This window comes from Nonomuraea cavernae, assembly GCF_014646355.1.
Lineage (GTDB): Bacteria > Actinomycetota > Actinomycetes > Streptosporangiales > Streptosporangiaceae > Nonomuraea > Nonomuraea cavernae.
The window spans coordinates 283,235-309,093 of record NZ_BMNH01000001.1; the positions used below are offsets into that span (position 1 = coordinate 283,235).

Sequence of the window (25,859 nt, forward strand, 5' to 3'; positions counted from 1 at the left end):
ACTACCGAACCGCCGACATGGGGGAATCTTTCCGCTCCGGTCTGTCACGCGCCGGAACCGGAGGCGCCGGGCTGAACCGGTCGGTGCGCGGGCGCGTACCTCCACACGTCCGGACCCGCGTCCATGGAGGTGTCGTGGAGCTCAGCCTCTTGCGTACACAGGCGCACAGCCCTTCGTACTTCTCACTGCTGCGCGGGTCCTCCGGGCAGCGGGCCCCGGTCGACTTCTGCATCCCGTGCAACCCGTACTTCCCGACGCCGGAGATATTCGAGCATCTCGGGCGGAACCTGGAGACGATCCTCAAGTTCTATCCCAGTGGCGCGGACACGATCACCGCGGAGCTCTGCTCCACCCTCGGCCTTCACCCCCAGACGGTCGCCATGGGCAACGGCTCCACCGAGCTGATCACCTGGATCGACCATCTGCTGGTGCGCGGCAGCCTGGCGGTGCCGATCCCCACCTTCGGCCGGTGGACCGACCAGCCGCTGGAGACGGGCAAGCGGGTCGACATGTATCCGCTGCTGGAGAGCCGCAACTTCGCCCTCGACGTGAACGACTACGTGTCCTTCGTCCGCATGCGCGGCTCACGCGTGGCTGTGATCTGCAACCCCAACAACCCCGACGGCGGCTACCTGCCGAAGCACGAGGTGCTGCGGCTGCTCGACCAGCTCATCGACCTGGACCTGGTGATCGTGGACGAGTCGTTCGGCGACTTCGTGGACGCCGAGCCGTATCCGGGGGTGGCCGCCGAGGCGGCGGTGCGGCCGAACGTGATCGTGCTGCGCAGCCTGGGCAAGAACTTCGGGCTGCACGGCATCAGGTTCGGCTACCTGGTCGCCAACCCGGCCCTGGCCGGCAAGGTGAGGGACGCGCTGCCGAAGTGGAACCTCAACTCGTTCGCCGAGGTCGTGGTGTTCATGATGAAGCAGTGCATGGGCGAGTACCAGGAGAGCCTGAGGCGCCTCAGCCAGGACCGGCGGGTGATGTTCCAGCAGCTCAGCACCATGCCGGAGCTGTCGGTCTACGCCTCGCAGGGCAACTTCCTGCTGGTGAAGCTACCCCCGGGGTATGACGGGGTGCCCCTGCGCGACCACCTGCTGACCGAGCACGGTGTGTACGTCCGCGAGTGCGGCAACAAGCTGGGCACCACCAGCCAGTTTCTCCGGCTGGTGGTGCGCCCTCAGGAGGACGTGCGGCGGCTGCTGGTCGGCATGACGCAGTTCCTTTATTCGGGCAGCCTGCACGAGATGCCCGTCATCGGCCTGCACCACCGGGCGGTCAACCCGTTGTCCGCCTGACCCGCGAACCCGCCAACTCTACGAACTCTGGAGCTCGCGCTCCCTGTCGAGCCTCCGCGCGGCGCTCAGCGACAGCGGGCGGCTCGGCCACCAGAAGCGCTCGCCCATCAGCGTGACCAGGGCGGGCACCAGCACGCTGCGCACCAGCAGCGTGTCGAGCAGCACGCCGAAGCCGACGATGATGCCGAGCTGGGTGAGCGTGATCAGCGGCAGCACGCCGAGCACCGCGAAGACCGCGGCGAGCACGATGCCGGCGCTGGTGATGACGCCGCCGGTGACCGCCAGGGCGGTGACGATGCCGGCGTGCGTGCCCTGGCGGACGGCCTCCTCGCGGGCCCTGTGGGTGAGGAAGATGTTGTAGTCGACACCCAGGGCGACCAGGAACAGGAAGCTCAGCAACGGCACCGAGAGGTCCATGGCGGGGAAGTCGAAGAACCGCTCGAAGGCGAACCACCCGGCCCCGAAGCTGGCCACGAAGCTGATGATCACGGTCGTCACCAGCGTGACGGCGGCGACGACCGACCTGAGCAGGAGCAGCAGCACGAGCATGACCACGCCGAGCACCAGGGGGATGACGACGAACTGGTCACGGGTGGCGGCCTGCCGTTCGTCCAGGTCGATGGCCTCGGGGCCGCCCACCAGCGCCTGCCCGTCCGGCACGGCCTTGACCGCCTCGCGCAGCTTCTCGACGGCGGTGAGACTGGCGTCGCTGCCCGGCTCGGCCGCCAGCACGACGTTGATCTTGGTGAGATCGGACGCGCTGTCGGCCACGGTGGCCGTGGAGACGCCCGGTGCGCCCTTGGCCGCCTGGAGCACGGCCTCGGCCGCCGGCTCGCGGGCGATCACGACCACCGGCTGCGCGCTGCCCGCCGGGAAGGCCCTGCTCAGGGTCTCCTGCCCGGCGATGGCCTCGACCTTCTCGCGGAACTGCTCCGTCTGCGACAGCCCACTCTGTACGCCCACCGCGCCCACCGCGAGGAAGGCCAGGACGCCGACGCTCACCAGCGTCATGAGGATCGGGCGACGGGCCACCCCGGCGCCGACGCGCCGCCACAGCCCGTCGCGCGCCGGATCGGCCTGGCCCACCTTGGGGGCGAAGGGCCAGAACAGCCCGCGGCCGAACAGCACCATCGCGGCCGGCAGCACGATCAGCGCGTAGGCCACGGCGATCACGATGCCGATGGCGCCCGCCATGCCGATGGCCCGGTTGAACGGCGACAGCGCGAACAGCAGCGTGCACAACGCCAGGGCGACGGTGGCCGAGCTGGCCAGGATGGCGGGCGCGGCGGACCGCACCGCGGCGGACATCGCCTGGTGGCGGTCCTCGTGGATGCGGAGCTGCTCGCGGTAGCGGGCGATGAGCAGCAGCGCGTAGTTGGTGCCGGCTCCGAACACCAGGACGGAGGTGATGCCGAGGGTGGAGTCGTCGACGGTCAGCCCGGTGAGGTTGGTGAGCAGGGCGACGGCCTTGGCGGCGACCTGGTCGGCCACCCCGACGACGGCGAGCGGCACCAGCCACAGCCACGGGCTGCGGTAGGTGAGCAGCAGCAGCAGCGCCACGACGCTCGCGGTGACGGCCAGCAGCGTGATGTTGGCCCCGCTGAAGACCGAGGACAGGTCGACCTTGAACCCGGCGCCGCCGGTGACCTCGACCCTCGCGCCGGCCGGGAGGCCGTCTCGCGCCTCGGCCCTGACCTGCGCCACGGCCTCGGACAGCTCGCTGTTGGACAACGTGCCCGCCAGGGGCACGGTCAGCAGCGCCACGTCACCCTCCGGCGCCATGACCGGCGGCGGCACCCTGCCGCCCACGGCCCGCGCGGCCATCCGCTCGGCGTCGGCGTCGATGGCGGCGCGGTCGTCGGCGGTCAGCGCGCCGGACCGGCTGTAGACGACCAGCGCGGGCAGCACCTGGCCGCTGGGGAACTCCTGCTGCAGCCGCGCCACCGCCGCCGACTCCGCCCCCTTGGGCAGCGAGTCGGCGGGGTCGGTGCTCACCTTGGCGGCACCGCCGAACGCCAGAGCCAGGCCGGAGATCACGATCGCGAGAACGATCGTGAGCCATTTACCCGATCTGCCCCACAAGACGTCCCACCTACTAGGCTCTGCTCGCCACATGTAAAACTCTTTCCATGGTGGAATATTTCTATGATGGAAACGTTAGCATGCCCCAAGAGGCGGAGCTGAGGGAGGGGGGACCGTGACGGCGCGCATTCCCGACGCCACCGAGCTGATGTTCGCGATCCGGCGCCTCAACGTGGAGAACGACCGGTTCGCCGAGCGCTTCGCCGACCTGCACGGCCTGCATCGCACCGACCTCAACGCGCTCGTGGTCATCCTCGACGCGTACGCCGCCGGCCACCCGCTCACCCCCGGCCATCTGGGCGCCGCGCTCAACCTCAGCCCACCCGCCACGACGGCCCTGATCAACCGGCTCGAAGGCGTCGGCCACGTCGAACGCCGCCGCAGCGCCACCGACCGGCGCAAGGTCGAGGTGGTGCTGAACGAGCAGGCCGCCCGGCTGGCCGGGCAGTTCTTCACGCCCCTGGCCCGCCAGCTCGCCACCGTGATCGACGAGTTCGCCCCCGAGGAGCGCGAGGTGATCGGCAGGTTTCTCGACCGCGCCGTCGAGGCCACGGCGAAGGCCAGGCGGCAGTCGACCGCCTGACCCTCAGTCCTCGACCTCATACCCTGTCCTTCGTCAGGGCCTCCCCGTCCGGTTGCATCCGGTCATGCCGCGACGTAGCACTCCACTTCGGCACGGCGGTAGGGCAGCCCCTCGTCGACCGAGTGGCGCACGCACTTCTGCTCGGCGTCGCTCAGCGTGAGCTCGCCGCATACGGTGACGCCCACGTAGGTGCGGCAGTCGAGCGTCGGATCGGCGACCTTGCCGACCCGGTATCCCTCCTTGACGGCCGCCCGGCATTCGGCCTGCCGGGCCGAGGTGTCGGCGTAGCGGCACTGCTCCATCAGGACGTGGTACTGGTCCTCGCTCACCTCTCGTGGTTCAGAGCCATCCCGGGTGAACCCCACGACCATCCCGAGGATGGCCAGCAACCCGACCCCAGAGACAACGATTCCCTTCATGCTTCCCCCCTGCATGCGAGCTACCGCCAGGCGCGGGCGCCAAACCTGTCAGCCCCACACCTCCCGTGCCGTCTCGACGATCAGGGCCAGCTTGGCGAACTGCTGGTCGGCGGTGAGTGTGTTGCCCTCGACCGTGGAGGAGAAACCGCACTGCGGCGACAGGCAGAGCTGGTCGAGGTCGACGAACTTGGCCGCCTCGTCGATGCGCCGCTTGAGCGCGTCCTTGGACTCGAGCTCGCCGGTCTTGGTGGTGACCAGGCCGAGCACCACCGTCTTGCCCGGCGGCACGAACCTCAGCGGCTCGAAGCCGCCCGACCGCTCGTCGTCGTACTCCAGGAAGAAGCCGTCCACGGCAAGCTCGCCGAACAGCGCCTCGGCGACGAAGTCGTAGGTGCCCGAAGCGGCCCACGAGGAGCGGAAGTTGCCCCGGCACATGTGGGTGGTGACCGTCATGCCCTCGGGCTTGGCGGCGAGCGCGGCGTTGATCTGCTTGATGTAGCGCAGGTGCATGTGCTCGGCGTCGTCACCGCGTTCGGCCAGCTCGGCGCGCTGGGCCGGGTCGTTCAGGTAGGCCAGGCTGGTGTCGTCGAGCTGGAGGTAGGTGCAGCCCAGCTCGCCGATCCGGCGCACCTGCTCGGCGTAGGCGGCGCTGAGGTCGCTCCAGAACTCCTCGACGTCGGGGTAGACGGCCGGGTCGATGGCGGCCGGCCCGCCGCGGTAGTGGACCATGCTGGGCGAGGGGATGGTCAGCTTGGGCACCGCGGTGCGGGCCGTGTCGCGCAGGAACGTGAAGGCGTCGGCGAAGACGGGCCGGGGCAGGCTGATCCGGTCGTGCACCCGCAGGGCCGCGGGGGTGAACTCGATGTCGCCCTGCCGGTTGTGGAAGCGGACCGTGATGCGCTCGTCGGCGGCCTGGCCGATGCCGCCGAGCTGGTAGATGAAGTCCATGTGCCAGGAGGCCCGCCTGAACTCTCCGTCGGTCGCCGCCCGCAGGCCGATCTCCTCCTGGCGGCGCACCACCTCGCGGATCGCCTCGTCCTCCACCTCGCGCAGCGCCTCCCCGGTGAGGCTGTCGCGGGCGCGGAGCAGGGCGGGCGGGCGCAGCAGGCTGCCGACGTGGTCGGCTCGGAACGGCGGTGAGGTGCGCATGGGGATCTTCTCCTCCGTGGTCGGTCGCGACGAGGGGTCGGGGGATCAGCCGTCGGCGCCGCCGGTGCGCGCCGGGTCACCGTAGCGGGCGCGGAGCGGGGCCTTGAGCAGCTTGCCCGCGGCGTTCCGGGGCAGTTCGGCGACGAACTCCAGGTACTTGGGGATCTTGTAGCGGGCCAGCCGGCCGTCCAGGTGCGCGAGCAGGTCGGCGGGCCGCGCCGTCGCGCCGGGCCGCAGCACGACCAGCGCCTTGCCGACCTCCCCCCACCTTTCGTCGGGCACGCCGATCACCGCGCACTCGGCCACCGCGGCGTGGCCGTACAGGGCGCTCTCCACCTCGGCGGGGTAGACGTTCTCACCGCCAGAGATGATCATGTCTTTGATCCGATCGGAGATGCGGACGTACCCGTCCTCGTCGGCCACCCCGAGGTCTCCCGAGCGGAACCAGCCGTCGGGCGACAGCACCTTCGCGGTCTCCTCGGGGCGCCGCCAGTAGCCGGGCATCACGTTGGGGCCCCGCACGTACACCTCGCCGGGCTCGCCCGGAGCGGCGTCGGAGCCGTCGGGCGCGACCAGCCGGACGTCGGTGAAGAAGCACGGCACACCGGCCGAGCCCGCCTTGTCCGCCGCGTGCTCGGCCGCGAGGAACAGCGCGCCGGGCGCCGTCTCGGTCATGCCGTAGCCCTGCAGGAGGGTCAGCCCACGCTCCTCGTACGACCTGATCAGCGGCATGGGCACAGGGGCGCCGCCGCAGAGCAGATGGCGCAGGCTGGACAGGTCGGCCGACGGCCAGCGCGGCGACCGCGCGAGGAAGCCGAACATCGACGGCACGCCGAACATCACGGTGACCCGCTCGGTCTCGATCAGGTCGAAGACCCGCGCCACGTCGAAGGACGGTTCGAGGATCGCCCGGCCGCCCTTGAGCACGCTCGGGAGCAGCGTCTGGGCCAGGGCGGCGATGTGGAACAGCGGGGCGCTGATCAGCGTCACCTCGTCGTGCGCGAACGGCACGTCGACCAGCAGGTTGACCACGTTCCAGGTCAGGTTGGCGTGGGTGAGCACGGCCCCTTTGGGGTGCCCGGTGGTGCCCGAGGTGTACATGATCAGGCACGGGTCGTCGCGGTCCACCGGCTCGTCGATCGGGCCGGGGGCGCCCGAGGCCACCAGCCGCTCGTAGTCGCCGGCCGGGACGTGCCGGCCGGGGAGCCCGGAGCCGTCCTGTCCGTCGCCGAGCAGCACGATCGCCGCTCCGGCGTCCTCGACGACGAAGCTCAGCTCGGGCGCGGTCAGACGGTGGTTGAGCGGGACGAACACCGCCCCCAGCAGCCCCGCGGCGAAGAAGGTCTCGACCAGGGCCGGATGGTTGACTCCCAGGTACGCGACCCGGTCGCCGCGCCGCACGCCGAGACCGCGCAGCGCGTGGGCGAGCCGATCGGTTCTGGTCCGCAGGTCGCGGTAGGTCCGGTGGTCTCCCCGGTGGCTCAGCGCCACCCGGTCCGGCGTCATCCGCGCCCGGCGCGCCGGCCACGAGCCGAGCCCCTGGTTGCGCATCGGCACTCCTTGACGGTCAGGTCGACGGTCAGATCGGTCCCGCCCTCAAGTTAGGCCAGTGTGCAACGGCTGTCACTGATCTGCCCAACTTTGCGCGTCAGGCACCGTGTCGAGGATCGCGCTCGCGACCGCCTCCGCCTCCGGCCGGAACCTCTCGTGCAGCGCGTGGCAGACGCGCTGGGCCTGCTGGGCCGGCCAGTCGCCGGGCAGGTGGCGCAGCGGCAGCCGCGGATCGGTCCGGATGATCTGCAACCACTCGGTCAGCAGCACCAGCGAGCGGGCCAGGTCGTCGGGCGCCTCCGGCATCGGGTCCGGCCGGTCCCACCGGTGCAGGAACGCCTGGTAGCGCCGCCCCAGCCCGGCCAGGTCGTAGGCGTCGGCGACGAGCGCCCGCATGTCGGTGGGCGATCGGGGCTCGGCCGCGAAGACGCGCACGTTGGCGCCCAGGTCGTCGATCACCCGGGTGACGTCGACCTCGCCTGGAGCGATCCACAGTCCGTTCCGCAACGGGCCGAACCCGGCCCAGGTCAGCCGCGCGCGCAGCTCGTGCCGCTGGCGCTGCCAGGACTCGGGCAGGGAGAAGCCGATCAGCGTCCACCGGTCGTCGCCGTCGTCGTTGACCACCCCGCTGCCCCAGATGCGCCGCCCGCCGTCCCTGAGCACCTGGGCGCTCACCGGGGTCAGGCCGAAGTACATGCGGCGACCGGCCCGCTGGCGGCGCAACAGCCCGCGGCGAACCATCCGCGTCAACGTGGAGCGGGTCGCCTCCTTCGAGATCCCCACCCTGGCGAACGCGTCGATGAAGCTGCCCGAGAACACGCAGATGTCATTGCCGTGGACGTGGTCGCCGAGGAAGGTGAGCATCACCGACTGGGGGCGCACTCCGCCGTCCCGGCCTGGTCCGGTCACGTCCGTCTCCTGCCCCAGCAAGGTTGGGCATTCTCTTGACAGCTGTAATGTACCTGCCTACATTCAGGGCCTCATCGCGGTCCCGGAGGTCCAGATGCGCCGGTTACTCCCGTCCCTGGCCTGTCTCCTTCTCGCCGTCACCGCGTGCGGCGGCGGCGCGAGCGGCGGATCCGGCGCCGGCGACCCGATCAGAGTGGGCCTCATCGTCTCCCTGACCGGCAACTACACGCCGCTCGGCAGCGAGGACAAGAAGGCCGTCGAGCTGGCCGTCGAGCAGGTCAACGCCCAGGGCGGGCTGCACGGCCGCAAGATCGAGCTGGTCACCCGTGACGACAAGACCGCGCCCGACCAGGGCATCGTGGCCTACAACCAGATCAAGGGCGAGATCGACGCGCTCATCGGGCCGGTCTTCTCCAACGCGGCGCTGGCCATCGAGCCGCTGGCGCAGCGCGACAAGATGCCCTACCTGTCGCTCGCGCCGGCCCAGGAGCAGGTCGAGCCGATCAAGTCGTACGTCTTCGTCACGCCGGCCCTGTCCAGCATGTACGCCGAGCGCTACCTGCAGTACATCCAGGCCATCGGCGTCAAGACGGTAGCCGTGGCCTGGGACTCCAAGAGCGCCTACTCGGTGTCCGGGCACAAGGCGATGGTCGCGCTCGCCCCGAAGTACGACGTGAAGATCGCCGTGGACGAGCCGTACGAGACCACGACCTCCGACTTCAGCGCGATCTTCACGCACGTCCGCGAGTCGAGCGCCGAGGCGCTGGTCTTCTGGGGCTCGGGCGCGCCCGGCGTCACCGCCGCCAAGCAGTACACGGCCTCCGGGCTGAAGGTGCCGTTGTTCCTGACCGCGTCCCAGGCCAGCAAGCTCTGGCTGGAGCCGATGGGCGCCGCCGCCGAGGGCATGACCGTGCAGAGCGCGATCGGCGTCGTGGGCGAGCACCTGCCCGACGGGCGGCAGAAGCAGATCATCGAGCAGATGGCCAAGCCCTACCAGGAGAAGCACGGCTATCCGCCGCCGCAGTTCGCGCAGGACGGCTACAGCGCCTGCCTGCTGCTGTTCGAGGCGATCAGGAAGGCCGGCGGCACCGACCAGCCCAAGATCCAGCAGGCGCTGGAGACCATGGACCTGGTCACCCCGAACGGCCGGTTCCGCTACTCCCCCACCGACCACTCCGGGCTGTCCCCCGAGTTCATCTCGGTCAACACGGTCAAGAACGGCCAGTTCGTCCCCACGGAGTGGGCCAGGACACAGCTCGCCAAGACCGTCGGCGCGGGGTAGCCGTGCTCGCGGTCACCGGGATCTCGCGCTCCTTCGGTGGTGTCTACGCCGTGCGTGACGTCACTCTCGCCGTCGGCGAGGGCGAGGTGTGCGGTGTCATCGGGCCCAACGGGGCCGGCAAGTCCACCCTGTTCAACCTGATCACCGGCCATCTGGCGGCCGACCGGGGCGGCGTCTCCTTTCTCGGCCGGCCGGTCGAACGGCTCGCGCCGCACCGGCGGGCCCGGCTCGGCATGGCCATCGTCTTCCAGGGCGCCCGCGTCTTCCGCGGCATGACGGTCCGGGAGAACGTCATGGTGGGGATGCACGGCCGCACCCGGGCCGGCTTCGTCTCGGCGGCGCTGCGGCTGCCCCGGCACCGCCGCGACGAGCGGGAGATCGCCCGCGAGGCCGGTCTCGCGCTGGACCGCGTGGGCCTGGCCGAGTGGGCCGACCGGCCCGCGGACCGGCTGCCGATGGGCCAGCAGCGCGCCCTGCAGCTCGCCCGCGCCCTGTGCGCGCGGCCCCGGCTGCTGCTGCTCGACGAGCCCGCCTCCGGCCTGCGCGCGGGCGAGCGCGAGCGGCTCGCGACCCTGGTCGAGGAGCTGCGCGCGAGCGGGCTGACGATCCTGCTCATCGAGCACGACGTCGGCTTCGTGACCCGGCTCGCCGACCGCGCCGTCGTCCTCGACCTCGGGCAGGTCATCGCCGACGGGCCGCCCGCCGAGGTGCGCGCGGACCCGCTCGTCCTCGCCGCCTACCTCGGGCAGGCGTCATGATCGACGTCACCGGCCTGGTCGTCTCGTACGGCTCCGCCACCGCCCTCGACCACGTCACCCTCTCGATCCGGCCGGGCGAGATGGTCGCCCTGCTCGGCCCCAACGGAGCGGGCAAGTCGACGCTGGCCAACACCCTGGCCGGCCTCCTCACCCCGGCCTCGGGCACCGTGACCGTACACGGCCGGCTGGCGCTCATCCCGGAGGGCCGCCAGCTGTTCCCCGACCTGTCGGTCGCCGACAACCTGGCCCTGGGCGGCTGGCGCTCCGGGCAGCGCGACCCGGCCCCGGTCTACACGCTGCTGCCGCGCCTGGCCGAGCTGGCCCCCAGGCGCGCGGGCGTGCTGTCGGGCGGCGAGCAGCAGATGGTGGCCTTCGGCCGGGCCCTGATGTCGCATCCCGACGTGCTCGTCGTCGACGAGCTGTCCCTCGGGCTCGCCCCCAACGTCACCTCCGGCCTGGCCCGGCACCTGGTCGAGCTGAACCGGGAACGGGGCCTGACCGTGCTGCTCATCGAGCAGAACGCGCGCCTCGCCTTCGAGCTGTGCGAGCGGGCGTACGTGCTGGAGTCGGGGCGGCTGGTGGCCGAGGGCGACTGCGCCGACCTGGCCGGCGACCCGCGGGTGGCGGGCGCCTACCTCGGCGGTGCCATCACGTGAGCGCCTTCCTCGGCTACCTGCTGAACGGCCTGGCCGTCGGGTGCGCGATCGCGCTCATCGCCAGCGGGCTGGTCGCCGTCCACCGGGTCACCGGCGTGGTCAACTTCGCCCAGGGCACCTTCGCCGTGGTCGCCGGGCTCTGCGTCTCCTCGCTGCTCGGGCTCGGGCTGCCGCACGGGCTCAGCGAGGTCGCCGCCGTGCTGGTCGCGGCGCTGGCCGGCCTGCTGACCGGTCTCGCGGCCATCGGCCGGCCGGGCACCACGCCGCTGTCGTCGCTCATCGTCACGCTCGGCGTGGGCGTCCTCGCGTACGCCGTGGAGATCGTGCTGTGGGGCGACCAGCCGCGCTCGGCCCCCGGCCTGGCCGGCTCGGTGACCGTCGCCGGCGCCCGGATCCAGACGCAGCACCTGCTCGTCATCGCCGTCACCGCGGTGACGTTCGTCCTGCTCGCCCTCTTCTTCGGCCGCACCTACCTGGGCAAGGCGCTGACCGCGTGCGCCTCCAACCCGTACGCCGCCCGGGTGGTCGGTCTCGACGTGCGGCGGCTGGGGCTGCTGGCCTTCGCGCTGGGCGGGCTGCTCGGCGGCATCGCCGGGGTGCTGGTCACGCCGCTGCGGCCGATCTCCTTCGACACCGACGTCACGCTGATCGTCAACGGATTCGCCGCCGCCGTCTTCGGCGGGCTCACCCGGCCGGTCGTCGCGCTCGCCGGCGCGCTGCTGCTCGGCGTCGCCGAGACCATGGCCGCCGGTTACGGCTACGGGGCGCACCAGCTGGAGGTGGCGCTGGGCCTGATGCTGGTCGTCATGATCGTACGGGCCGGTCGCCGTTCGACCATCCACCAGGAGGCCGTGTGAGCCGTCCGCCTGTGGGGACGCTGATCGGGCTGCCGGTCGCCGCGGTGACACTCGCCCTGCCCGCGGTGCTCGACGACAGCGCGCTGGCCGTCTACATCCTGCTCGGCCTCGCCGCGATGGTCACGGTCGGGGTGTCGCTGCTGATGGGCTACGCCGGCCAGGTCTCGCTCGGCCAGGGCGCCTTCTACGCCATCGGCGCCTACACCGCCGCCCTGCTCAGCCTGGGCGGCGTCCCGCCGCCGGTCGGTCTGGTCGCGGCCCCGGTCGTGGCCGCGGTGTTCGCCGTCGTGATCGGCACGCCGCTGCTCCGGCTGCGCGGTCACCACCTCGCCTTCGCGACGCTGGCCATGCAGCTGATCCTGCTCTCCCTCGCGGGGCAGCTCGACTTCACCGGCGGCGACATCGGGTTGCAGGCCATCCCGCAGTTCGGCGTCGGCTCGTTCGAGATGGGCGGCGCGGCCGCGTACGCCTATCTGACCTGGGGCGGGCTCGCGCTGGTGATGCTGGTGACGCACAACGTGATCACCTCACGACCCGGCCGCGCGCTGCGGGCCCTGGCGACCAGTGAGACGGCCGCCGCCTCCTCCGGCATCCCGGTCGGCCGCTACAAGCTGACCGTGTTCGCCCTGTCGGCCGCCTTCGCCGGGCTGGCCGGCGGCATCTACTGCTTCTACACCGGCTACGTCGCGCCGGGCTCCTTCCCGGTGCTCATCTCGATCCAGTACATCGTGATGGCCGTCGTCGGCGGGCTCGGCACGATCTGGGGGGCCGTCGTCGGGGCGACCGCGATCACCCTGCTGCTGCAGGGCCTCAACACCCTCGCCACCGTGCCGGGGATGCCGACGTACGCGCCGAGCGTGCTGTCGTACGCGGTCTACGCGCTCGTCCTCATCGTCGTCGTCCTCTTCCTGCCCCAGGGGCTGCTGCCCGCCGTCACCGGCCGCCTGGCCGCCCGGCGTGACCGGACCCGGCAGCCGCTGACAGAGGAACGGGACGGCTCTGCTGCCGAGTCCCGCTGACGGGGCTGCCGGAACCTTTGCCGGATCTTTCCGAAGTCGCCCGCCGGACCACCCGGCCGGCGGCCCGCGTCGGAGGCACGCGCGTGGGGCATGCGCGTGGGGCACGCACGCGGTGTGGCTGTTACCCGACCTGGTCGGGGCCTACCTCTCAAGACGGTGAAAACCTGACCAGAAGGGAACGTCCCCCTCCGTGGCGACGCGCCCACGGACAGGCATAGCGCCTGGTGGACGGGGGTAATCCCCGCATACGGCAGGTCGCCGGTCAGAGGGCCGGGACAGCCGCTTCAGGACGGCACACGGCCGGCGATCGCGACACCCGCCACCGCGGCGGAAGGAGTTTCCCGGTGACCATCTACGAGCCGCTGGCCGACGAACCGCCGATCTCACCGGCCCCGCCCAGGACGAGCAAGGGCAGGATGATCGCCGCCTGGCTGTCGACCACCGACCACAAGGTCATCGGATACCTCTACCTGATCACCTCCTACGTCTTCTTCCTCGTCGGCGGCATCATGGCGATGGTCATCAGGGCCGAGCTGGCCCGACCGGAGCTGCAACTGGTCAGCCAGCAGGTCTACAACCAGCTGTTCACCATGCACGGCGCGATCATGCTGCTGTTGTTCGCCACCCCGCTGTTCGCCGGATTCGCCAACGTGCTGATGCCGCTGCAGATCGGCGCCCCGGACGTGGCCTTCCCCCGGCTGAACGCGGTCAGCTACTGGCTGTTCCTGTTCGGCGGGCTGATCGCGTTGTCCGGCTTCTTCACCAACGGCGGCGCCGCCGACTTCGGCTGGACCGCGTACACACCGCTGTCGCACAAGGTCTTCACCCCCGGGACGGGCGGCGATCTGTGGATCATGGGACTGGCGCTGGCCGGCCTGGGCACGATCCTCGGCTCGGTCAACTTCATCACCACGATCCTCGGGATGCGCGCGCCCGGCATGACGATGTTCCGGATGCCGCTCTTCACCTGGAACGTGCTGCTGACCGGCATGCTCGTGCTGATGGCGTTCCCGGTGCTGTCGGCCGCGTTGCTGGTGCTCGAGCTCGACCGCAGGATCGGCACCCACGTCTTCGACGCGGCCAACGGCGGGGCGATGATCTGGCAGCACCTGTTCTGGTTCTTCGGCCATCCCGAGGTCTACATCATCGCGCTGCCGTTCTTCGGCATCATCTCCGAGATCGTCCCGGTGTTCTCCCGCAAGCCGCTGTTCGGCTACGTCGGTCTCGTCGGCGCCACGATCGCCATCGCGGGCCTGTCGATGACCGTCTGGGCGCACCACATGTTCGGCACCGGGCAGGTGCTGCTGCCGTTCTTCTCGTTCATGACGTTCCTGATCGCGGTGCCCACGGGTGTGAAGTTCTTCAACTGGATCGGCACCATGTGGCGCGGCTATCTGTCCTTCGAGTCACCGATGCTGTTCACGGTCGGCTTCCTGGTGACGTTCCTGCTCGGCGGCCTGACGGGGGTGATCCTGGCCTCGCCGCCCCTCGACTTCCAGGTCACCGACACCTACTTCGTGGTGGCCCACTTCCACTACGTGGTCTTCGGCACCGTGGTGTTCGCGATGTACGCCGGGTTCTACTTCTGGTGGCCCAAGATGACCGGCAAGATGCTCAACGACACGCTGGGCAAGATCCAGTTCTGGATGCTGTTCATCGGCTTCCACACGACCTTCCTGGTCCAGCACTGGCTCGGCGTGATCGGCATGCCGCGCCGCTACGCCGACTACAGCGCGATCGACGGGTTCACCACGCTCAACGAGATCTCGTCGCTGGGCGCCTTCCTGCTCGGCCTCTCCACGCTGCCGTTCCTCTACAACGTCTGGCACACCGCGCGCCACGCGCCCAAAGTGAAGGTGGACGACCCGTGGGGGTTCGCCAACTCACTGGAGTGGGCCACCTCCTGCCCACCGCCCCGGCACAACTTCACCTCGATGCCGCCCATCCGCTCCGAGCGACCCGCCTTCGACCTACGCCATCCGCACGGCGACCCCAGCACGCAGCTCACCGTGGCACCCGCGAGGAGGTACCGGCCTTGAAGCCCTGGTTCCCACCGCCGCCCGCGACCGGCCGGCACGCGCGCCCGGGTCTCCGGAAGGGACCCGGACCATGAGTTTGTCGCACCGGGAGCGGCGGATCCTGGCCGAGATCGAGCTGGGCCTGCGTGAGTGCGACCAGGCCTTCGCCCGCCGCATCGACGCGCTCAACGCGGCCGCCGAGGAGGGCCCGCGCCGGTTCTCCTCGCACGTGAGCGGGATGGAGATGGTCTGCGTGCTCATCGCCGCGCTCCTGCTGGCCGTGCTGCCGGTGATCGTGGTGCTGCACGCCGGTCGCGCCTGTCCCACGCCCGCTCGTACGGGCAGCTCCAGCAGCGGAGCCCCGTACCCGGCGCCCAACCCACCACCGGCCTCGGCCCGTTCGGACAGCTGCCGGTGAGCACACCTGCCGTCAGCGCCACTCGGACAGATGCGGGTGAACGCCCGCCGTCAGCCCGCCGGACGGTTGCCGACGCCCGGCCTCAGAGCAGCCCGCCGAGCAGGTAGCCGCCGAACGCGGCCAGCACGCCGAGCACCAGGCTGCCGGCGGCGTTGAGCACGGCCTCCGTCACCGCCCCCTCCTCCAGCAGCCGCAGGGTCTCGAAGCCGAAGGTGCTGAACGTGGTCAGGGCGCCGCAGACGCCGGTGCCGACCAGTAGGAGGACCTGTGCGGGCAACCCCGCCCCGGCGCCCATGCCGAGCAGGAACCCGAGGACGAGCGAGCCGAGGACGTTGACGGTGAGGGTGCCCCAGGGGAAGACGCCCCGACGGCGGCTCTGCACGTAGCGGTCGATGAGGTAGCGGGCCGGCGCGCCGATGGCGCCGCCGAGGAACACGAGCAGAACCGTCACCCGGCCGCCCAGGGCGGCCGGCCGACGTAGCGGTAGACCTCCACCCGGTCCATGATCACGAGCCCTTCGGTCACCAGCTCGTCGAGCTGGGCCACGAACTCGTTGATCCGCTCCTCGTTGTCGACGATGACGATCGCGATCGGCAGATCGTCGCTGAGCGACAGGATGCGGTCGGTGTGGATGAGCGAGGAGGCGCCGAAGCCCTCCATCCCTCGGAACACGCTGGCGCCGGCCATCCCCTGGTCGTGGGCGCGGCGCACGATCTCGGAGTAGAGCGGGCGCTGTTTGTAGTGGGCGTCCTCGCCGATCAGGATGGTCAGCCGCATCGCGCTGCCGTGCAGTCTCATCGTCGGCTCCCTTCGGCCCGCCGCCGCGGCAGGCCGGCCACGACCCGGCCCAGCACCGTCCCGAACCAGACGGCCGCCAGCCCGGCCAGCAGGCTGTCCAGCGCGTAGAGGTCGGTCGGCGTCCAGACCCCGTCGTCGGCCAGGAGGACGATCTCGGCGGTGAAGGCCGAGAAGGTCGTGTAGCCGCCCAGGAACCCGACGCCGAGGAAGGGACGTACGTAGTGGGTGGGCGGCCAGACGTGCAGGACGAAGACCATGAGCAGGCCGAGGAGGAAGCAGCCCGTCACGTTGACGAGGAACGTGCCCCAGGGGAAGCCGCCGGCGGCGACCGGCACCGCCTCGCCGACCAGGTAGCGGGCCACGCTGCCGAGACCGCCGCCCAGCGCGATGACGGCGATCACCCGGGCGGCCCGCCTGTCACGGGTACGCGCGCGTATCTGGAACACATCCTTGGCCGGTCGGCCCTGGAAGCCGCCGAGCCGGTCGTGGGCCGGTCGCGAGGTCACCTTCATCCCCCTTGGACACGCGTCGCTGACCTGAGTCAGGAACCATCAGCCACGTGGGCGGTGCGGGCGGCGAGCCGCCCCGGCGGGATCCATCACCGGCGGGTTCTCCAAGTCTACGTACCGTCCGCCGCGCTCGATCCGGGGGTGTGCGGTTGGCGAGCTCAGAGGCCCAGGCGCAGCATGTGCAGCAGGCGGCGCATCTGGGACGGCACGTTGTGCACGCGCACCGAGGTCTCCTGGACGAAGGAGACCAGCTCGCGGACCCCCGACACGTCGATGAAGACGACCCGGCCCGCGTCGATGACGAGATGGCGATCCATCCGCAGGGCTCGGGCCAGCGCACGACGCAGCGCGCCGCTGTTGGTGGCGTCGACCTCGCCGACCAGCCGGACCACGGTCGGGCCGGCGATCACGGCGCAGGAGATGCGCAGGATCTCGTCGACGTAGAGCACCTCGTCGGCCGGCACGCCGCCGCCGGAGGCGACGTCACCGCGGGCGCGGACAGCGTCGTCACGACGTGCGCGAACGGCGTCGTCGCGGTCGGTCGACATCATGGCGCGCACCTAGACGACCAACTCGTCGAGGCTCGCGGACACGCTGATCGGGCGCGGCACGCGCCTGCCACACACACTTCGGATGCTCAAGGTCGGCCCCTTCGAAACGGGGACTGGGGTCCTCGTCAACGGTAACGTCAGAAGAAGATTACCGGAAGAATTTTTCAGTATAAAATCTTCGGGTAAGGGCCCCAGGTCCTGTGACGAAGATCCGAAAATTCCACCTGAGGGCAAGATGCCGGAAACGCCATCCTCCTGGACGTTCTTGACCAACCACGCTCGTGTCCTGCTCGTGATCGCCCGTGACCCACAGGCTCGCCTCCGGGACATCGCCGCCGCCATCGGCATCACCGAACGGGCGGCTCAGGGCATCGTCTCCGACCTGGAGGACTCGGGCTATCTGCAACGCATCCGGATCGGACGACGCAACAACTACAGCATCGATCCTCGCCAGCACTTCCGCCACCCCACCGAGGCGGACGTGCCGGTGCAGGTGCTGATCGACATGTTCACCCACCGGGATCTCCGCGACGACGAGCAGCCGCCGGGCGACCAGCGGTGACCGAGCGGCCCGCCGCCTGCCCGCTCCCCGCCTCGCCGCTCCGGCCAGACCTGCACGTACGATCGACGGATGATCGAAGATACCGAGACCCGGCCCGGATGGCTCGCTCCCGAGGAGCTCGAGTCGGTGCGGGGGCGGATGCCGATCCTCTACGTGGACGCCGTGCCGGTGCGGGTCGACGCCACCGGGGTCGTGACGCATGTCGGCCTGCTGCTGCGGATCTCCGCCGACGGGGCGGTCAGCCGGGCCCTCGTCTCCGGGCGGGTGCTGCACCAGGAGCGGGTGCGCGACGCCCTGCTGCGCCACCTGGAGAAGGATCTCGGCCCCGTGGCGCTGCCGCACGTGCCGGCGTCGCCGCAGCCGTTCACCATCGCCGAATACTTCCCGTCGCGCGACGTGACGCCCTATCACGATCCCCGTCAGCATGCCGTGTCGCTGGCGTACATCGTCCCGGTGGCAGGTGACTGCCGTCCCCGTCAGGACGCGCTCGACCTGGTCTGGTTCACTCCGGAGGAGGCGTGCTCCCCGATGGTGCAGGAGGAGATGGCCGGCGGGCAGGGCGTCCTGCTGAAGCAGGCGCTGGCCCACGTCGGCCGGCTCAGCTGAGCGTCATCCCGGGCGGCGGCTTGCATCTAACCGATCTATCGTTAAATGTCGCGATATGAGCTCCCGCTGGCTCGGCAACCTGCGGCAAACCGTGCGCCACGAACTCGGCTACATCCGCACCCAGCTGAGAGGACTCGGCCGCCCTGGCTCGCAGCAGCGGCTCCAGGTGCGCCAGGTCGCCAAGGCGACGCTGGCCGCGGTGACCGCCTGGTTCCTCGCCGACCGGCTACTGCCGCGCGAGAGCATCTGGTTCGCCCCGGCGACCGCCGTGATCATGGTGCACGCCACCGTCTACCAGACTCTGACCAACGGCCTGCGCCGGGTCAGCGCGGTCGCCGCCGGGGTCATCCTGGCCGGCAGCATCGGGCACCTGCTCGGCCTGAGCGCGCTCAGCCTCGTCCTGGTGATCCCGCCCGCTCTGGTCGCCGCGCGCTGGCACCGGATGGGGCGGCACGGCACCGACGTGGCCACCACCGCCGTGCTCATGCTCTCCTTCGGCGCCGCCTCCCAGGAGCGCTATCTGCTCGCCTACATCATCGCCACCGCCCTGGGCGCCCTGTGCGGAGCGGTGGTCAACACCGTGCTGTGGCCGCCGCTCTACCGCGAGCGCCCCGACCTGGCCTTCCGCCGCCTGGCCAAACACCAGTCGGACCTGCTGAGCGACATGGCCGAGAGCCTGCGCCACGGCTGGGACCTGTCCGGCGCACCCGACTGGGAACGCCAGGCCGCCCGGCTGGACTCCCGGCTGGCCGAGGCGAGGACCGCCGTCGCCGACAGCGCCGAGAGCCGCCGCTACAACCTGCGCCACTACCAGTTACGCCGCCTGCGCCGCCAGGCCGACCGTGACCACGCCGCTCTGCTGCGCACCATGACCGGCGTCGGCGTGCACCTCCACGCCATCGTGCACGCCCTGACCCATCTCGACCCCACCGGGACCTCGCAGCCGGACCCGTCCGACCTCAGCGACGCCTACGCCCGCGACTACGCCGACCTGCTCGACCTGCTCGCCGACCTGCTGACCAGCCAGATCCGGCACGCCGACGACCCCGAACGGGTCCGCGAGCTGCTGTCGCGGGCCGACAGGCAGGCCACCCGCATCCACGAGCGGATGACCAGTGAGATCCAGGCGGGCGAGGTCGACCACCCCGCCGGCTGGGCGATCAGCGGCAGCCTGCTCACCGACGCCCACCGCATCATGACCCTGATCGCCGGCGAACCCGAGGCGGCCCCGGGCCTGTGACACCACCGGAACACGGCTAGAACCCGCTCCGCGGGGCAGTGGAGTGCCCGTCACCCCGAGGAGCCCCCCGTGTCGGATACCCCCGCGCCGAAACCCCCCGCGCCGTCGGCCTCGCCGCAGGTCGCGTCGTCCGACGGCGACGCGCCCACCTCCACGACCACCGCGGCTCCCGCGTCCTCCGCGGCCGCCGGAGCCAGCGAAGGATCGGGAGCCGGAACACCACTGCCCTTCGGCCGGCCCGGCCGCCCGTTCAACGGCAACCCGTTCCTGTTCGGCTTCAACGCCGCCCTTGGTGTGCTGACCGCCTGGCTGCTGGTCCAGGCGCTGGCGTCCACCGTCTCCGTGCTGATCCTGATCGTGGTGTCGCTGTTCCTCGCCGTCGGGCTGAACCCGTTCGTGGAATGGCTGGAGGAACGTGGCCTGTCCCGCGTGCTCGCGATCACCATCGTGTTCGTCACGGTGATCGCCTTCTTCGTGATCTTCGCCCTGGCCGCCGTGCCCGCCCTGTCGGCACAGGCCGGCCAGTTCGTCGAGCAGCTGCCCACGTACGTCACCCAGCTGCAGAACAACCCGCAGGTGCGCGAGCTCGACCAGCGCTACGGGCTGCTGGAACGGGCGCAGGAGTATCTGCTCAGCGGCAACCTGGGGCAGCAGCTCTTCGGCGGGCTGCTCGGCGCGGCCACCCTGCTGGTCAGCGCGGTCTTCTCCGCCATCACGGCGCTGATCCTGACGCTGTACTTCCTCGCCGCGCTGCCCTCCATCACCAGGTACGGCTACCGGCTGATCCCCCGCAGTCGCCGGACCCGCGTGCAGATGCTGGGCGACGAGATCCTCCAGCGCGTCGGCGGCTACGTGGCCGGCAACCTGCTGATCTCGCTGATCGCCGGCGTGACGTCGTTCATGTTCCTGTCGATCGCCGGAGTGCCCTACGCCCTCGCGCTGTCCATCATCGTGGCGATCACCGACCTGATCCCGCTGATCGGAGCGGGGATCGGCGCGGCCGTGGCCACGCTGGTCGCCCTCTTCGTGTCGTTCCCGGTCGCCATCGCCACGCTGGTGTTCTTCGTCGTCTACCAGCAGATCGAGAACTATCTGATCGCGCCCCGGGTGATGAAGTCGTCCGTGGACGTGCCGGCCGCCACCACCATCGTCGCCGCCCTGATCGGTGGCACCCTGCTCGGCGTCGTCGGCGCGCTGCTCGCCATCCCGGCCGCCGCCGCGCTCCAGCTGATCACGGCGGAGGTCGTGCTGCCCCGGCAGGAACGTCACTGACCAGACCATTACCCTCCTGAGGTTTACCCCTCAAGCCCAGGGCAGCACTAGGTCATGGCTACCTTGCTCTGGATTCTGGCCGTCGTACTGGTCATCGCCGGCGTCTACGTACTCATCGCCCGCCGCGACATTCTGTGGGGCATCGTCCTCATCGTTCTCGGGCTGCTGGTCGGCCCAGGAGGAGTGAGCATCTTCAATGTCTGACCCTCGTTCCCCGGTCACCGGACACGGGGAACGAGTCGCCGGCGCCGCGCCTGGATGAGCCGTTCCAGGCGCGGTCCGGCATGTCCGGCGGACCGGGCTCTGACGCCCGAGCTCCGACGCCCGGGCTGGCCGCCCGGGCTCGGACGCTCCGGTTCAGACGAAGGCGCCGAGGCCGGTGATCGCGCGTCCCACGATCAGAGTGTTGATCTCGCGCGTGCCCTCGTAGGAGTAGATCGCCTCCGAGTCGGCCACGAACCTGCCCATGCCGTAGTCGAGGACGATGCCGTTGCCACCCATGATCTCCCTGCCCCAGCCCACCGCCTCCCGCATCCTGGCCGTGCAGAACGCCTTGGCCATCGCCGAGTGCTCGTCCTTGTAGACGCCCTGGTCCTGGAGCTGCGCGAGCCGTACGACCATGCCGAGCGAGCAGGTGACGTTGCCGAGCATCCGGACGAGCAGGTCCTGCACCAGTTGGAAGCCCGCCACAGGCCGGCCGAACTGCTCGCGCTCCTTGGCGTAGGACAGGGCTCGCTCGTAGGCGCCCATCATGCAGCCGACGGCCTGCCAGGCCACCCCTCCCCGCGTCTGACGCAGGATCGCCGCGGTGTCCCGGAACGTGCGGGCGCCGGGCAGCCGGTTGGCGTCGGGCACGCGGCAGCCGGTCAGGGTGATGTCGGCGTTCTGCACGGTCCGCAGGGCGATCTTGTTCTCGATCCGCGTCGCGGTGAACCCCGGCGTCCCCTTCTCCACCACGAACCCCTTGACCTGCCCGTCCGTCTCCTCCTTGGCCCAGACCACGATGAGGTCGGCGAAGGTGGCGTTGCCGATCCAGCGCTTGGCGCCGTTGAGCACCCAGCTGTCGCCGTCGCGTCGCGCCGTGGTGCGCAGGCCGGCCGCCACATCGGATCCGCCCTTGGGCTCGGTCAGGGCGAACGCCCCGATCTTCGTCAGGTCGCTCATCGGCGGCAGCCATCTCTCCTGCTGCTCGTCCGAGCCCAGCCGAGCGATGCTGCCCATGGCCAGGCCGTTGTGCACGCCGAAGAACGTGCCCATCGACGGGTCCACGCGGTTCATCTCCAGCACCACGAATCCGGTCAGCAGGCTGCGCGCCCCCCGATAGGGCAGGCCGGCGATGTCGAGTTCGGCGAGCTTGGGGATCAGCTGGTGGGGGAACCTCGCGGTGGTCCACGCCTCGTCGGCGATGGGCGCGACCTCCTGGTTCATGAACTCGCGGACGCGCAGGACGATCTTCTTCTCGTCGTCTTCAAGCAGGTCGAAGTAGTCGTAGAAGTCACCTGTGTGCACGGCGGTCTCTCCTGACGATAGACAGGCTGATCACGTGCCCTCAGATGCCTCGGCCAATCGACCTCGGCTCTTTCCAGCGAGAGGCAGAAAATCTACAGCGCTCGATGTAGACATACGCAGCCATCACCAGTAGAGTTCCTAACGAAGCAACGGGAGAAAGTCATCAGTGAGCGGCCACACGGGTCGCCGAAGTCTTGTCAGTGAAGTGGAAGACACAGAAGGGAGCGTTGAGCGCCATCAGGATCGCCCGTCGCCGGCCCAGCGCCGCGCGGGTCACCGCAGGTCCCGCAGATTGGAAGGTGGTCTACGGTCTCGCTTACGCGATCCCCGCGTAGCGTCCCTTCGGGGATGACGCGGACACAAGGAGCCGGCCCAGTGGCCGGCGGATGGTGTTGAACCTCTCGGGGTCCGGTGCACGCACCGGGCCCCCCGTTCGTGTTACGGAAGGTTAGATGGATCAAGCTCAAGCCGAGTCGCCGGGCCACTTCCCCGACGACAAGTTCGAAGACGAGGACTACCCCGCCTACAGCATGGGGCGGGCAGCGGAGATCCTGGGTGTCACCCAGGCTTTCCTCCGCACTCTGGACAGCGCCGAGCTGATCTCGCCGCAGCGATCCGGTGGCGGCCACCGCCGCTATTCACGCAGGCAGCTCCGGATCGCCGCCCGCGTCCGTGAGCTCATCGACCAAGGCACCGCCCTGGAGGCGGCCTGCCGCATCATCAACCTGGAAGACCAGCTCGCCGACGCTCAGCGCGCCAACACCGAGCTGCGTCAGGTCCACGATCGCCGCGAGCCGCCGACGACAGGCCCCTGAAAACGAACGAGCCGGCGCCCAGACCCTTTCAGGTCCGGACCCCGGCTCGAGGTGGTGCGTCGCGTCAGGCGGGAACGATGTTCTCGGCCTGCGGGCCCTTCTGGCCCTGCGTGACGTCGAAGCTCACCTTCTGGCCCTCGTGGAGCTCGCGAAAGCCCTGAGCGGCGATGTTGGAGTAGTGAGCGAAGACGTCGGCGCCGCCGCCGTCCTGCTCGATGAAGCCGAAGCCCTTTTCAGCGTTGAACCACTTAACGGTGCCAGTCGCCATGTCATTCTCCTTCGATAGGCGCAGAGCTGGTATCCGCACTTCACGGATCCCACGTCGCCGCCATGACCCATCCGGAAATGACCGGCAAAACAAAATGCGCCTGGGTTACATTCGCCAGGCGCACACAAAGTTCATGGGTACCAAAACTGCAACTGATCCTGAGTCTAGCACGCGCCCCGTCGTGCACGGAGCAAAGCCGTGATGCCCCCGCTCGCCTCCTCACAGTGGCCCGCCGTACGGGTTGGGGCGGCGTACGGATCGGGACAGCGGGCTGGTCAGGGCGGCAGGCGGGGCCGGCCACGGGGAAGGCCGGCCCCGCAGGGGATGGCGCGCGGTCAGAGGACGGCGCAGCCGATGCGGACGGGGACACGGGCGGAGTAGCGGCCCGACATCGTGTCGTAGGCGTAGGCGTACGCGTTGGCCGGCTTGTTCTTGGCGGAGCAGTCGAACTTGCCGGTCTTGTAGCCGAAGCTGCCGCCCGGGTAGCCGCCGTTGGACTTGGCGGTCACGCTGCCGTGCCAGTAGACGGCGTCGTTGTGGCTCCACCGGATGACGAGCTGGACCTTGCCGAAGTTGTAGTGGCTGCCGTTCAGCTTGAGCCGGGCGATGTCGTCGACGGACGTGCTGGTGGCGGTGCCGTCGCCGTTGTCCTTGGGCGGGACCGTGTACTTGGTGATCCACAGCTTGGCCAGGACCTTGCGGCCCGAGCTCGCCCGGTTGTCGGCGGCGGCCAGGTCACGCTGCGTGCCGGTGACGCACACGTCGTCGCCCTTGTAGGCCTCGCGCCAGACGTAGGGGACGACGCAGGTGTGCGGGCCGTAGGCGCCGTTGGTCCAGCGGCCGGCCTTGGCGGCGTTGTCGGCGGCGACCTGGCTGCGGGTCTTCGGCAGGACGCAGACGAGGTCGGAGGACCGGGCGACCCGCCAGACGTAACCCTGGCGGCAGGTCTCGGGGCCGGGGTCCGCGGCGGTGACCGTGGTGGCCACGCCCGTGACGGCGGTGGCGCCCAGGGCGGCGGACGTGGCGGCGGCCTCCGTGGCGGCGGCCTCCGTGGTGGCGGCGGAGGCGGATGTGGCGGGGACCGCGGTGGCGAGGCCGGCGATCGCGAAGACGGCCAGACCGAGCGAGGTGCGCTTCATGGGGGGTCTCCTGTTCGTGGTGTTCCCGGTCCGGCGTTGCCCCCGGGTCTCGTACCAGTTATGCGCTCCACCACCTGCGAGTGCCTTGCCCGGCACTGACGAGAGCTGCCGATAGCGGGCTGAAAGTCGGCCGGCCGCTTGCAGCCCACTGGAACGCACACACCGGCCCCCGGCCGTGAGGCGGTCATAGGCCCTGATCGGGGACCCGCTCGAAGGGGCGCTCGGGGACCCGCTCGGGGGCCCGCTCGGGGGCCCGCTCGGGGGCCCGCTCGAAGGGCCGCTCGGGAACCTGAACAGAGCACGGTCGGGAGCCGAGCGGAGACCTGCCGGGAAGCCGAGCGGGACGCCTCTGGAGCCCCATTGGTTTACCCAAATCTCAAAAAATGTCCGAAATTTCGTGACAAGGCGCGACCCACCCCGACAGAATGCGGAGCCTATCCAGCGTCCAATCCGACTGGAGGAACCCCCATATGCGTAGACCCCTTGGGGTACTCGCGAGCGTCGTAAGCCTGATGGCCCTCGGTATGCCCGTCGCCAGCGCCAACGCCGCGACGGAAGCGCAGGCCGCCGCCTGCGGGGTGAAGGTGGCCAAGCCGGCCCTCACCGCCGACGGCAGGATCCGGGCGTCCGCGTCCCGTAGCGGCTGTGACAGCACCGCACTGGTCCGCATCCGCGTCAAGCGCGCACAGGCCGGCACCGATCCGGTCATCAAGAGCGGGGCCAGGAGAACCACCGGCGGAAAGGTCACCGTCACCCTGCCGTGCACCCCCGGCGTCTACTACGCGGTGGTCACCGACTATCGCGGCAACACCGGCAAGTCCCGGGCCACCCGGCTGACGTGCGCCCCGAGCACGCCGACCCCGACGGCCTCCCCCACCTCGTCGGCCACCCCCAAGCCGACCCCCACCGCCACGTCGTCGTCCACTCCCAAGCCGTCCGCCACCGCGACGCCGCCCGCCGGCACCGTCGGCACGGCCGAGGAGAACGAGGTCGTACGGCTGACCAACGTGGAGCGCGCGAAGGGCGGCTGCCAGCCGCTCAAGCACGACGCCCAGCTCCGCCAGGCCGCCTTCGGCCACTCGTCGGACATGGCGACCCAGAACTACCTCAGCCACACGTCCAAGGACGGCCGCACCTTCATGGACCGTATCCGGGGCGCCGGCTTCACCGGTGGCTCCGGCTGGGCCGAGAACATCGCCATGGGCCAGTCCACCCCGGCGGCCGTGATGACCTCCTGGATGAACAGCTCCGGTCACAAGGCCAACATCATGAACTGCAAGTACACCCTCATCGGTGTCGGCGCGGCCAAGAACTCGAAGGGCCAGATCTACTGGACCCAGAACTTCGCCGCCAAGTAAGCCTGGTAAGCCAGGTAAGCCAGAAAGAACGCGTACGAGAGTCACCAGCCCACGGCGGGTGAATGAGACGCCCCGCGACGGTCGCCCGTCGCGGGGCGTCTCCCGTTCCGGGGTCCCGCAGGTCACAGGGAATCTCGCCACGACTTCCGTCCATGACGCATACCGCGCACCGCGTTGGGCACTGCAGTCGGGGCACTGGGGCGAGCTGCACGACATGGACACCGAAACGACGC

Annotated in this window: 28 protein-coding genes; 16 read left to right on the forward strand and 12 right to left on the reverse strand. The window is 70.3% G+C overall.

The window, feature by feature from the left end; genetic code table 11:
- Window positions 1–134: 134 nt before the first annotated feature.
- Window positions 135–1,298 (forward strand): pyridoxal phosphate-dependent aminotransferase, encoded by a 1,164-nt coding sequence (locus tag IEY82_RS01315; protein ID WP_225261958.1) that lies wholly within the window; start codon window positions 135–137, stop codon window positions 1,296–1,298.
- A gap of 18 nt (window positions 1,299–1,316) precedes the next feature.
- On the opposite strand, the gene IEY82_RS01320 is transcribed toward IEY82_RS01315, so the two are convergent.
- Complete coding sequence (locus IEY82_RS01320) at window positions 1,317–3,335, reverse strand: MMPL family transporter (protein WP_225261960.1); 2,019 nt, start codon at window positions 3,333–3,335, stop codon at window positions 1,317–1,319.
- 160 nt (window positions 3,336–3,495) lie between these two features.
- On the opposite strand from IEY82_RS01320, the gene IEY82_RS01325 reads away from it, so the two are divergent.
- A complete protein-coding gene (locus tag IEY82_RS01325; protein WP_225261962.1) occupies window positions 3,496–3,963 on the forward strand; it encodes a MarR family winged helix-turn-helix transcriptional regulator in 468 nt (155 codons plus the stop codon).
- A 62-nt stretch (window positions 3,964–4,025) separates the two neighbouring features.
- On the opposite strand, the gene IEY82_RS01330 is transcribed toward IEY82_RS01325, so the two are convergent.
- From IEY82_RS01330 to IEY82_RS01345, 4 genes are all read right to left on the reverse strand, one after another.
- Window positions 4,026–4,382: a hypothetical protein gene (locus tag IEY82_RS01330; RefSeq protein WP_225261964.1), complete on the reverse strand. Its 357-nt coding sequence runs from the start codon at window positions 4,380–4,382 to the stop codon at window positions 4,026–4,028.
- Window positions 4,383–4,430: 48 nt separating this feature from the next.
- The gene (locus tag IEY82_RS01335) at window positions 4,431–5,531 is read right to left on the reverse strand and encodes a 5-methyltetrahydropteroyltriglutamate--homocysteine S-methyltransferase (protein ID WP_225261965.1); all 1,101 of its coding nucleotides are present in this window, start codon (window positions 5,529–5,531) and stop codon (window positions 4,431–4,433) included.
- 45 nt (window positions 5,532–5,576) lie between these two features.
- Window positions 5,577–7,082 (reverse strand): acyl-CoA synthetase, encoded by a 1,506-nt coding sequence (locus tag IEY82_RS01340; RefSeq protein WP_189122070.1) that lies wholly within the window; start codon window positions 7,080–7,082, stop codon window positions 5,577–5,579.
- A 72-nt stretch (window positions 7,083–7,154) separates the two neighbouring features.
- A complete protein-coding gene (locus IEY82_RS01345) occupies window positions 7,155–7,991 on the reverse strand; it encodes a PaaX family transcriptional regulator (RefSeq protein WP_225261967.1) in 837 nt (278 codons plus the stop codon).
- A 94-nt stretch (window positions 7,992–8,085) separates the two neighbouring features.
- Between IEY82_RS01345 and IEY82_RS01350 the strand changes: the two genes are divergently transcribed.
- The 7 genes from IEY82_RS01350 (at window position 8,086) to IEY82_RS01380 (ending at window position 14,999) form a co-directional block, all read left to right on the forward strand.
- Window positions 8,086–9,273, forward strand: a complete 1,188-nt coding sequence (locus IEY82_RS01350) for an ABC transporter substrate-binding protein (RefSeq protein ID WP_189122071.1) — start codon at window positions 8,086–8,088, stop codon at window positions 9,271–9,273.
- Window positions 9,274–9,323: 50 nt separating this feature from the next.
- Entirely contained in the window at window positions 9,324–10,031 is a 708-nt protein-coding gene (locus IEY82_RS01355) for an ABC transporter ATP-binding protein (protein ID WP_225261969.1), read from the forward strand.
- On the forward strand, window positions 10,028–10,687 hold the full coding sequence (locus tag IEY82_RS01360; protein ID WP_189122073.1) for an ABC transporter ATP-binding protein: 660 nt from the start codon (window positions 10,028–10,030) through the stop codon (window positions 10,685–10,687). Before IEY82_RS01355 ends, IEY82_RS01360 begins: the two co-directional genes overlap by 4 nt.
- Window positions 10,684–11,544 (forward strand): branched-chain amino acid ABC transporter permease, encoded by an 861-nt coding sequence (locus IEY82_RS01365; protein ID WP_189122074.1) that lies wholly within the window; start codon window positions 10,684–10,686, stop codon window positions 11,542–11,544. The genes IEY82_RS01360 and IEY82_RS01365 overlap by 4 nt, the downstream gene beginning before the upstream one ends.
- Window positions 11,541–12,563 carry a branched-chain amino acid ABC transporter permease gene (locus IEY82_RS01370; RefSeq protein WP_225261971.1) on the forward strand — a complete coding sequence of 341 codons (1,023 nt, stop codon included), beginning with the start codon at window positions 11,541–11,543 and terminating at the stop codon, window positions 12,561–12,563. The genes IEY82_RS01365 and IEY82_RS01370 overlap by 4 nt, the downstream gene beginning before the upstream one ends.
- A gap of 416 nt (window positions 12,564–12,979) precedes the next feature.
- A complete protein-coding gene (gene ctaD, locus IEY82_RS01375) occupies window positions 12,980–14,602 on the forward strand; it encodes an aa3-type cytochrome oxidase subunit I (RefSeq protein WP_189122542.1) in 1,623 nt (540 codons plus the stop codon).
- A 70-nt stretch (window positions 14,603–14,672) separates the two neighbouring features.
- Window positions 14,673–14,999 (forward strand): DUF3040 domain-containing protein, encoded by a 327-nt coding sequence (locus IEY82_RS01380; protein WP_189122075.1) that lies wholly within the window; start codon window positions 14,673–14,675, stop codon window positions 14,997–14,999.
- Window positions 15,000–15,081: 82 nt separating this feature from the next.
- Here IEY82_RS01380 and crcB (IEY82_RS01385) read toward each other — a convergent pair whose 3' ends face one another.
- From crcB (IEY82_RS01385) to IEY82_RS01400, 4 genes are all read right to left on the reverse strand, one after another.
- Entirely contained in the window at window positions 15,082–15,450 is a 369-nt protein-coding gene (crcB, locus tag IEY82_RS01385; RefSeq protein WP_189122076.1) for a fluoride efflux transporter CrcB, read from the reverse strand.
- Entirely contained in the window at window positions 15,447–15,797 is a 351-nt protein-coding gene (locus IEY82_RS01390; protein WP_189122077.1) for a DUF190 domain-containing protein, read from the reverse strand. Before IEY82_RS01390 ends, crcB (IEY82_RS01385) begins: the two co-directional genes overlap by 4 nt.
- Window positions 15,794–16,303: a fluoride efflux transporter CrcB gene (crcB, locus tag IEY82_RS01395; protein ID WP_225261973.1), complete on the reverse strand. Its 510-nt coding sequence runs from the start codon at window positions 16,301–16,303 to the stop codon at window positions 15,794–15,796. The genes IEY82_RS01390 and crcB (IEY82_RS01395) overlap by 4 nt, the downstream gene beginning before the upstream one ends.
- A 161-nt stretch (window positions 16,304–16,464) precedes the next feature.
- A complete protein-coding gene (locus IEY82_RS01400; RefSeq protein WP_189122079.1) occupies window positions 16,465–16,857 on the reverse strand; it encodes an STAS domain-containing protein in 393 nt (130 codons plus the stop codon).
- A gap of 82 nt (window positions 16,858–16,939) precedes the next feature.
- Between IEY82_RS01400 and IEY82_RS01405 the strand changes: the two genes are divergently transcribed.
- The 5 genes from IEY82_RS01405 to IEY82_RS01425 all read left to right on the forward strand — a co-directional run bounded on the left by IEY82_RS01405 (window position 16,940) and on the right by IEY82_RS01425 (window position 20,741).
- Complete coding sequence (locus IEY82_RS01405; protein WP_225261975.1) at window positions 16,940–17,419, forward strand: helix-turn-helix transcriptional regulator; 480 nt, start codon at window positions 16,940–16,942, stop codon at window positions 17,417–17,419.
- A 69-nt stretch (window positions 17,420–17,488) separates the two neighbouring features.
- The gene (locus tag IEY82_RS01410) at window positions 17,489–18,025 is read left to right on the forward strand and encodes an NUDIX hydrolase family protein (RefSeq protein WP_189122080.1); all 537 of its coding nucleotides are present in this window, start codon (window positions 17,489–17,491) and stop codon (window positions 18,023–18,025) included.
- Window positions 18,026–18,080: 55 nt separating this feature from the next.
- Window positions 18,081–19,265, forward strand: coding sequence for an FUSC family protein (locus tag IEY82_RS01415; protein WP_189122081.1), 1,185 nt, complete (start codon window positions 18,081–18,083; stop codon window positions 19,263–19,265).
- Window positions 19,266–19,334: 69 nt separating this feature from the next.
- A complete protein-coding gene (locus tag IEY82_RS01420; protein WP_189122082.1) occupies window positions 19,335–20,537 on the forward strand; it encodes an AI-2E family transporter in 1,203 nt (400 codons plus the stop codon).
- A 54-nt stretch (window positions 20,538–20,591) separates the two neighbouring features.
- A complete protein-coding gene (locus tag IEY82_RS01425; RefSeq protein WP_189122083.1) occupies window positions 20,592–20,741 on the forward strand; it encodes a GPGG-motif small membrane protein in 150 nt (49 codons plus the stop codon).
- 153 nt (window positions 20,742–20,894) lie between these two features.
- Here the strand turns inward: IEY82_RS01425 and IEY82_RS01430 are convergent, their stop codons facing one another.
- Window positions 20,895–22,046 (reverse strand): acyl-CoA dehydrogenase family protein, encoded by a 1,152-nt coding sequence (locus tag IEY82_RS01430; protein WP_189122084.1) that lies wholly within the window; start codon window positions 22,044–22,046, stop codon window positions 20,895–20,897.
- Between the two features lie 452 nt (window positions 22,047–22,498).
- On the opposite strand from IEY82_RS01430, the gene IEY82_RS01435 reads away from it, so the two are divergent.
- On the forward strand, window positions 22,499–22,861 hold the full coding sequence (locus IEY82_RS01435; protein WP_189122085.1) for a MerR family transcriptional regulator: 363 nt from the start codon (window positions 22,499–22,501) through the stop codon (window positions 22,859–22,861).
- Window positions 22,862–22,925: 64 nt separating this feature from the next.
- Here IEY82_RS01435 and IEY82_RS01440 read toward each other — a convergent pair whose 3' ends face one another.
- Window positions 22,926–23,129 (reverse strand): cold-shock protein, encoded by a 204-nt coding sequence (locus IEY82_RS01440; protein ID WP_014179498.1) that lies wholly within the window; start codon window positions 23,127–23,129, stop codon window positions 22,926–22,928.
- 335 nt (window positions 23,130–23,464) lie between these two features.
- Window positions 23,465–24,268, reverse strand: a complete 804-nt coding sequence (locus IEY82_RS01445) for a hypothetical protein (protein WP_189122086.1) — start codon at window positions 24,266–24,268, stop codon at window positions 23,465–23,467.
- 512 nt (window positions 24,269–24,780) lie between these two features.
- On the opposite strand from IEY82_RS01445, the gene IEY82_RS01450 reads away from it, so the two are divergent.
- Window positions 24,781–25,626, forward strand: a complete 846-nt coding sequence (locus IEY82_RS01450; RefSeq protein ID WP_189122087.1) for a CAP domain-containing protein — start codon at window positions 24,781–24,783, stop codon at window positions 25,624–25,626.
- Window positions 25,627–25,859 lie beyond the last annotated feature (233 nt).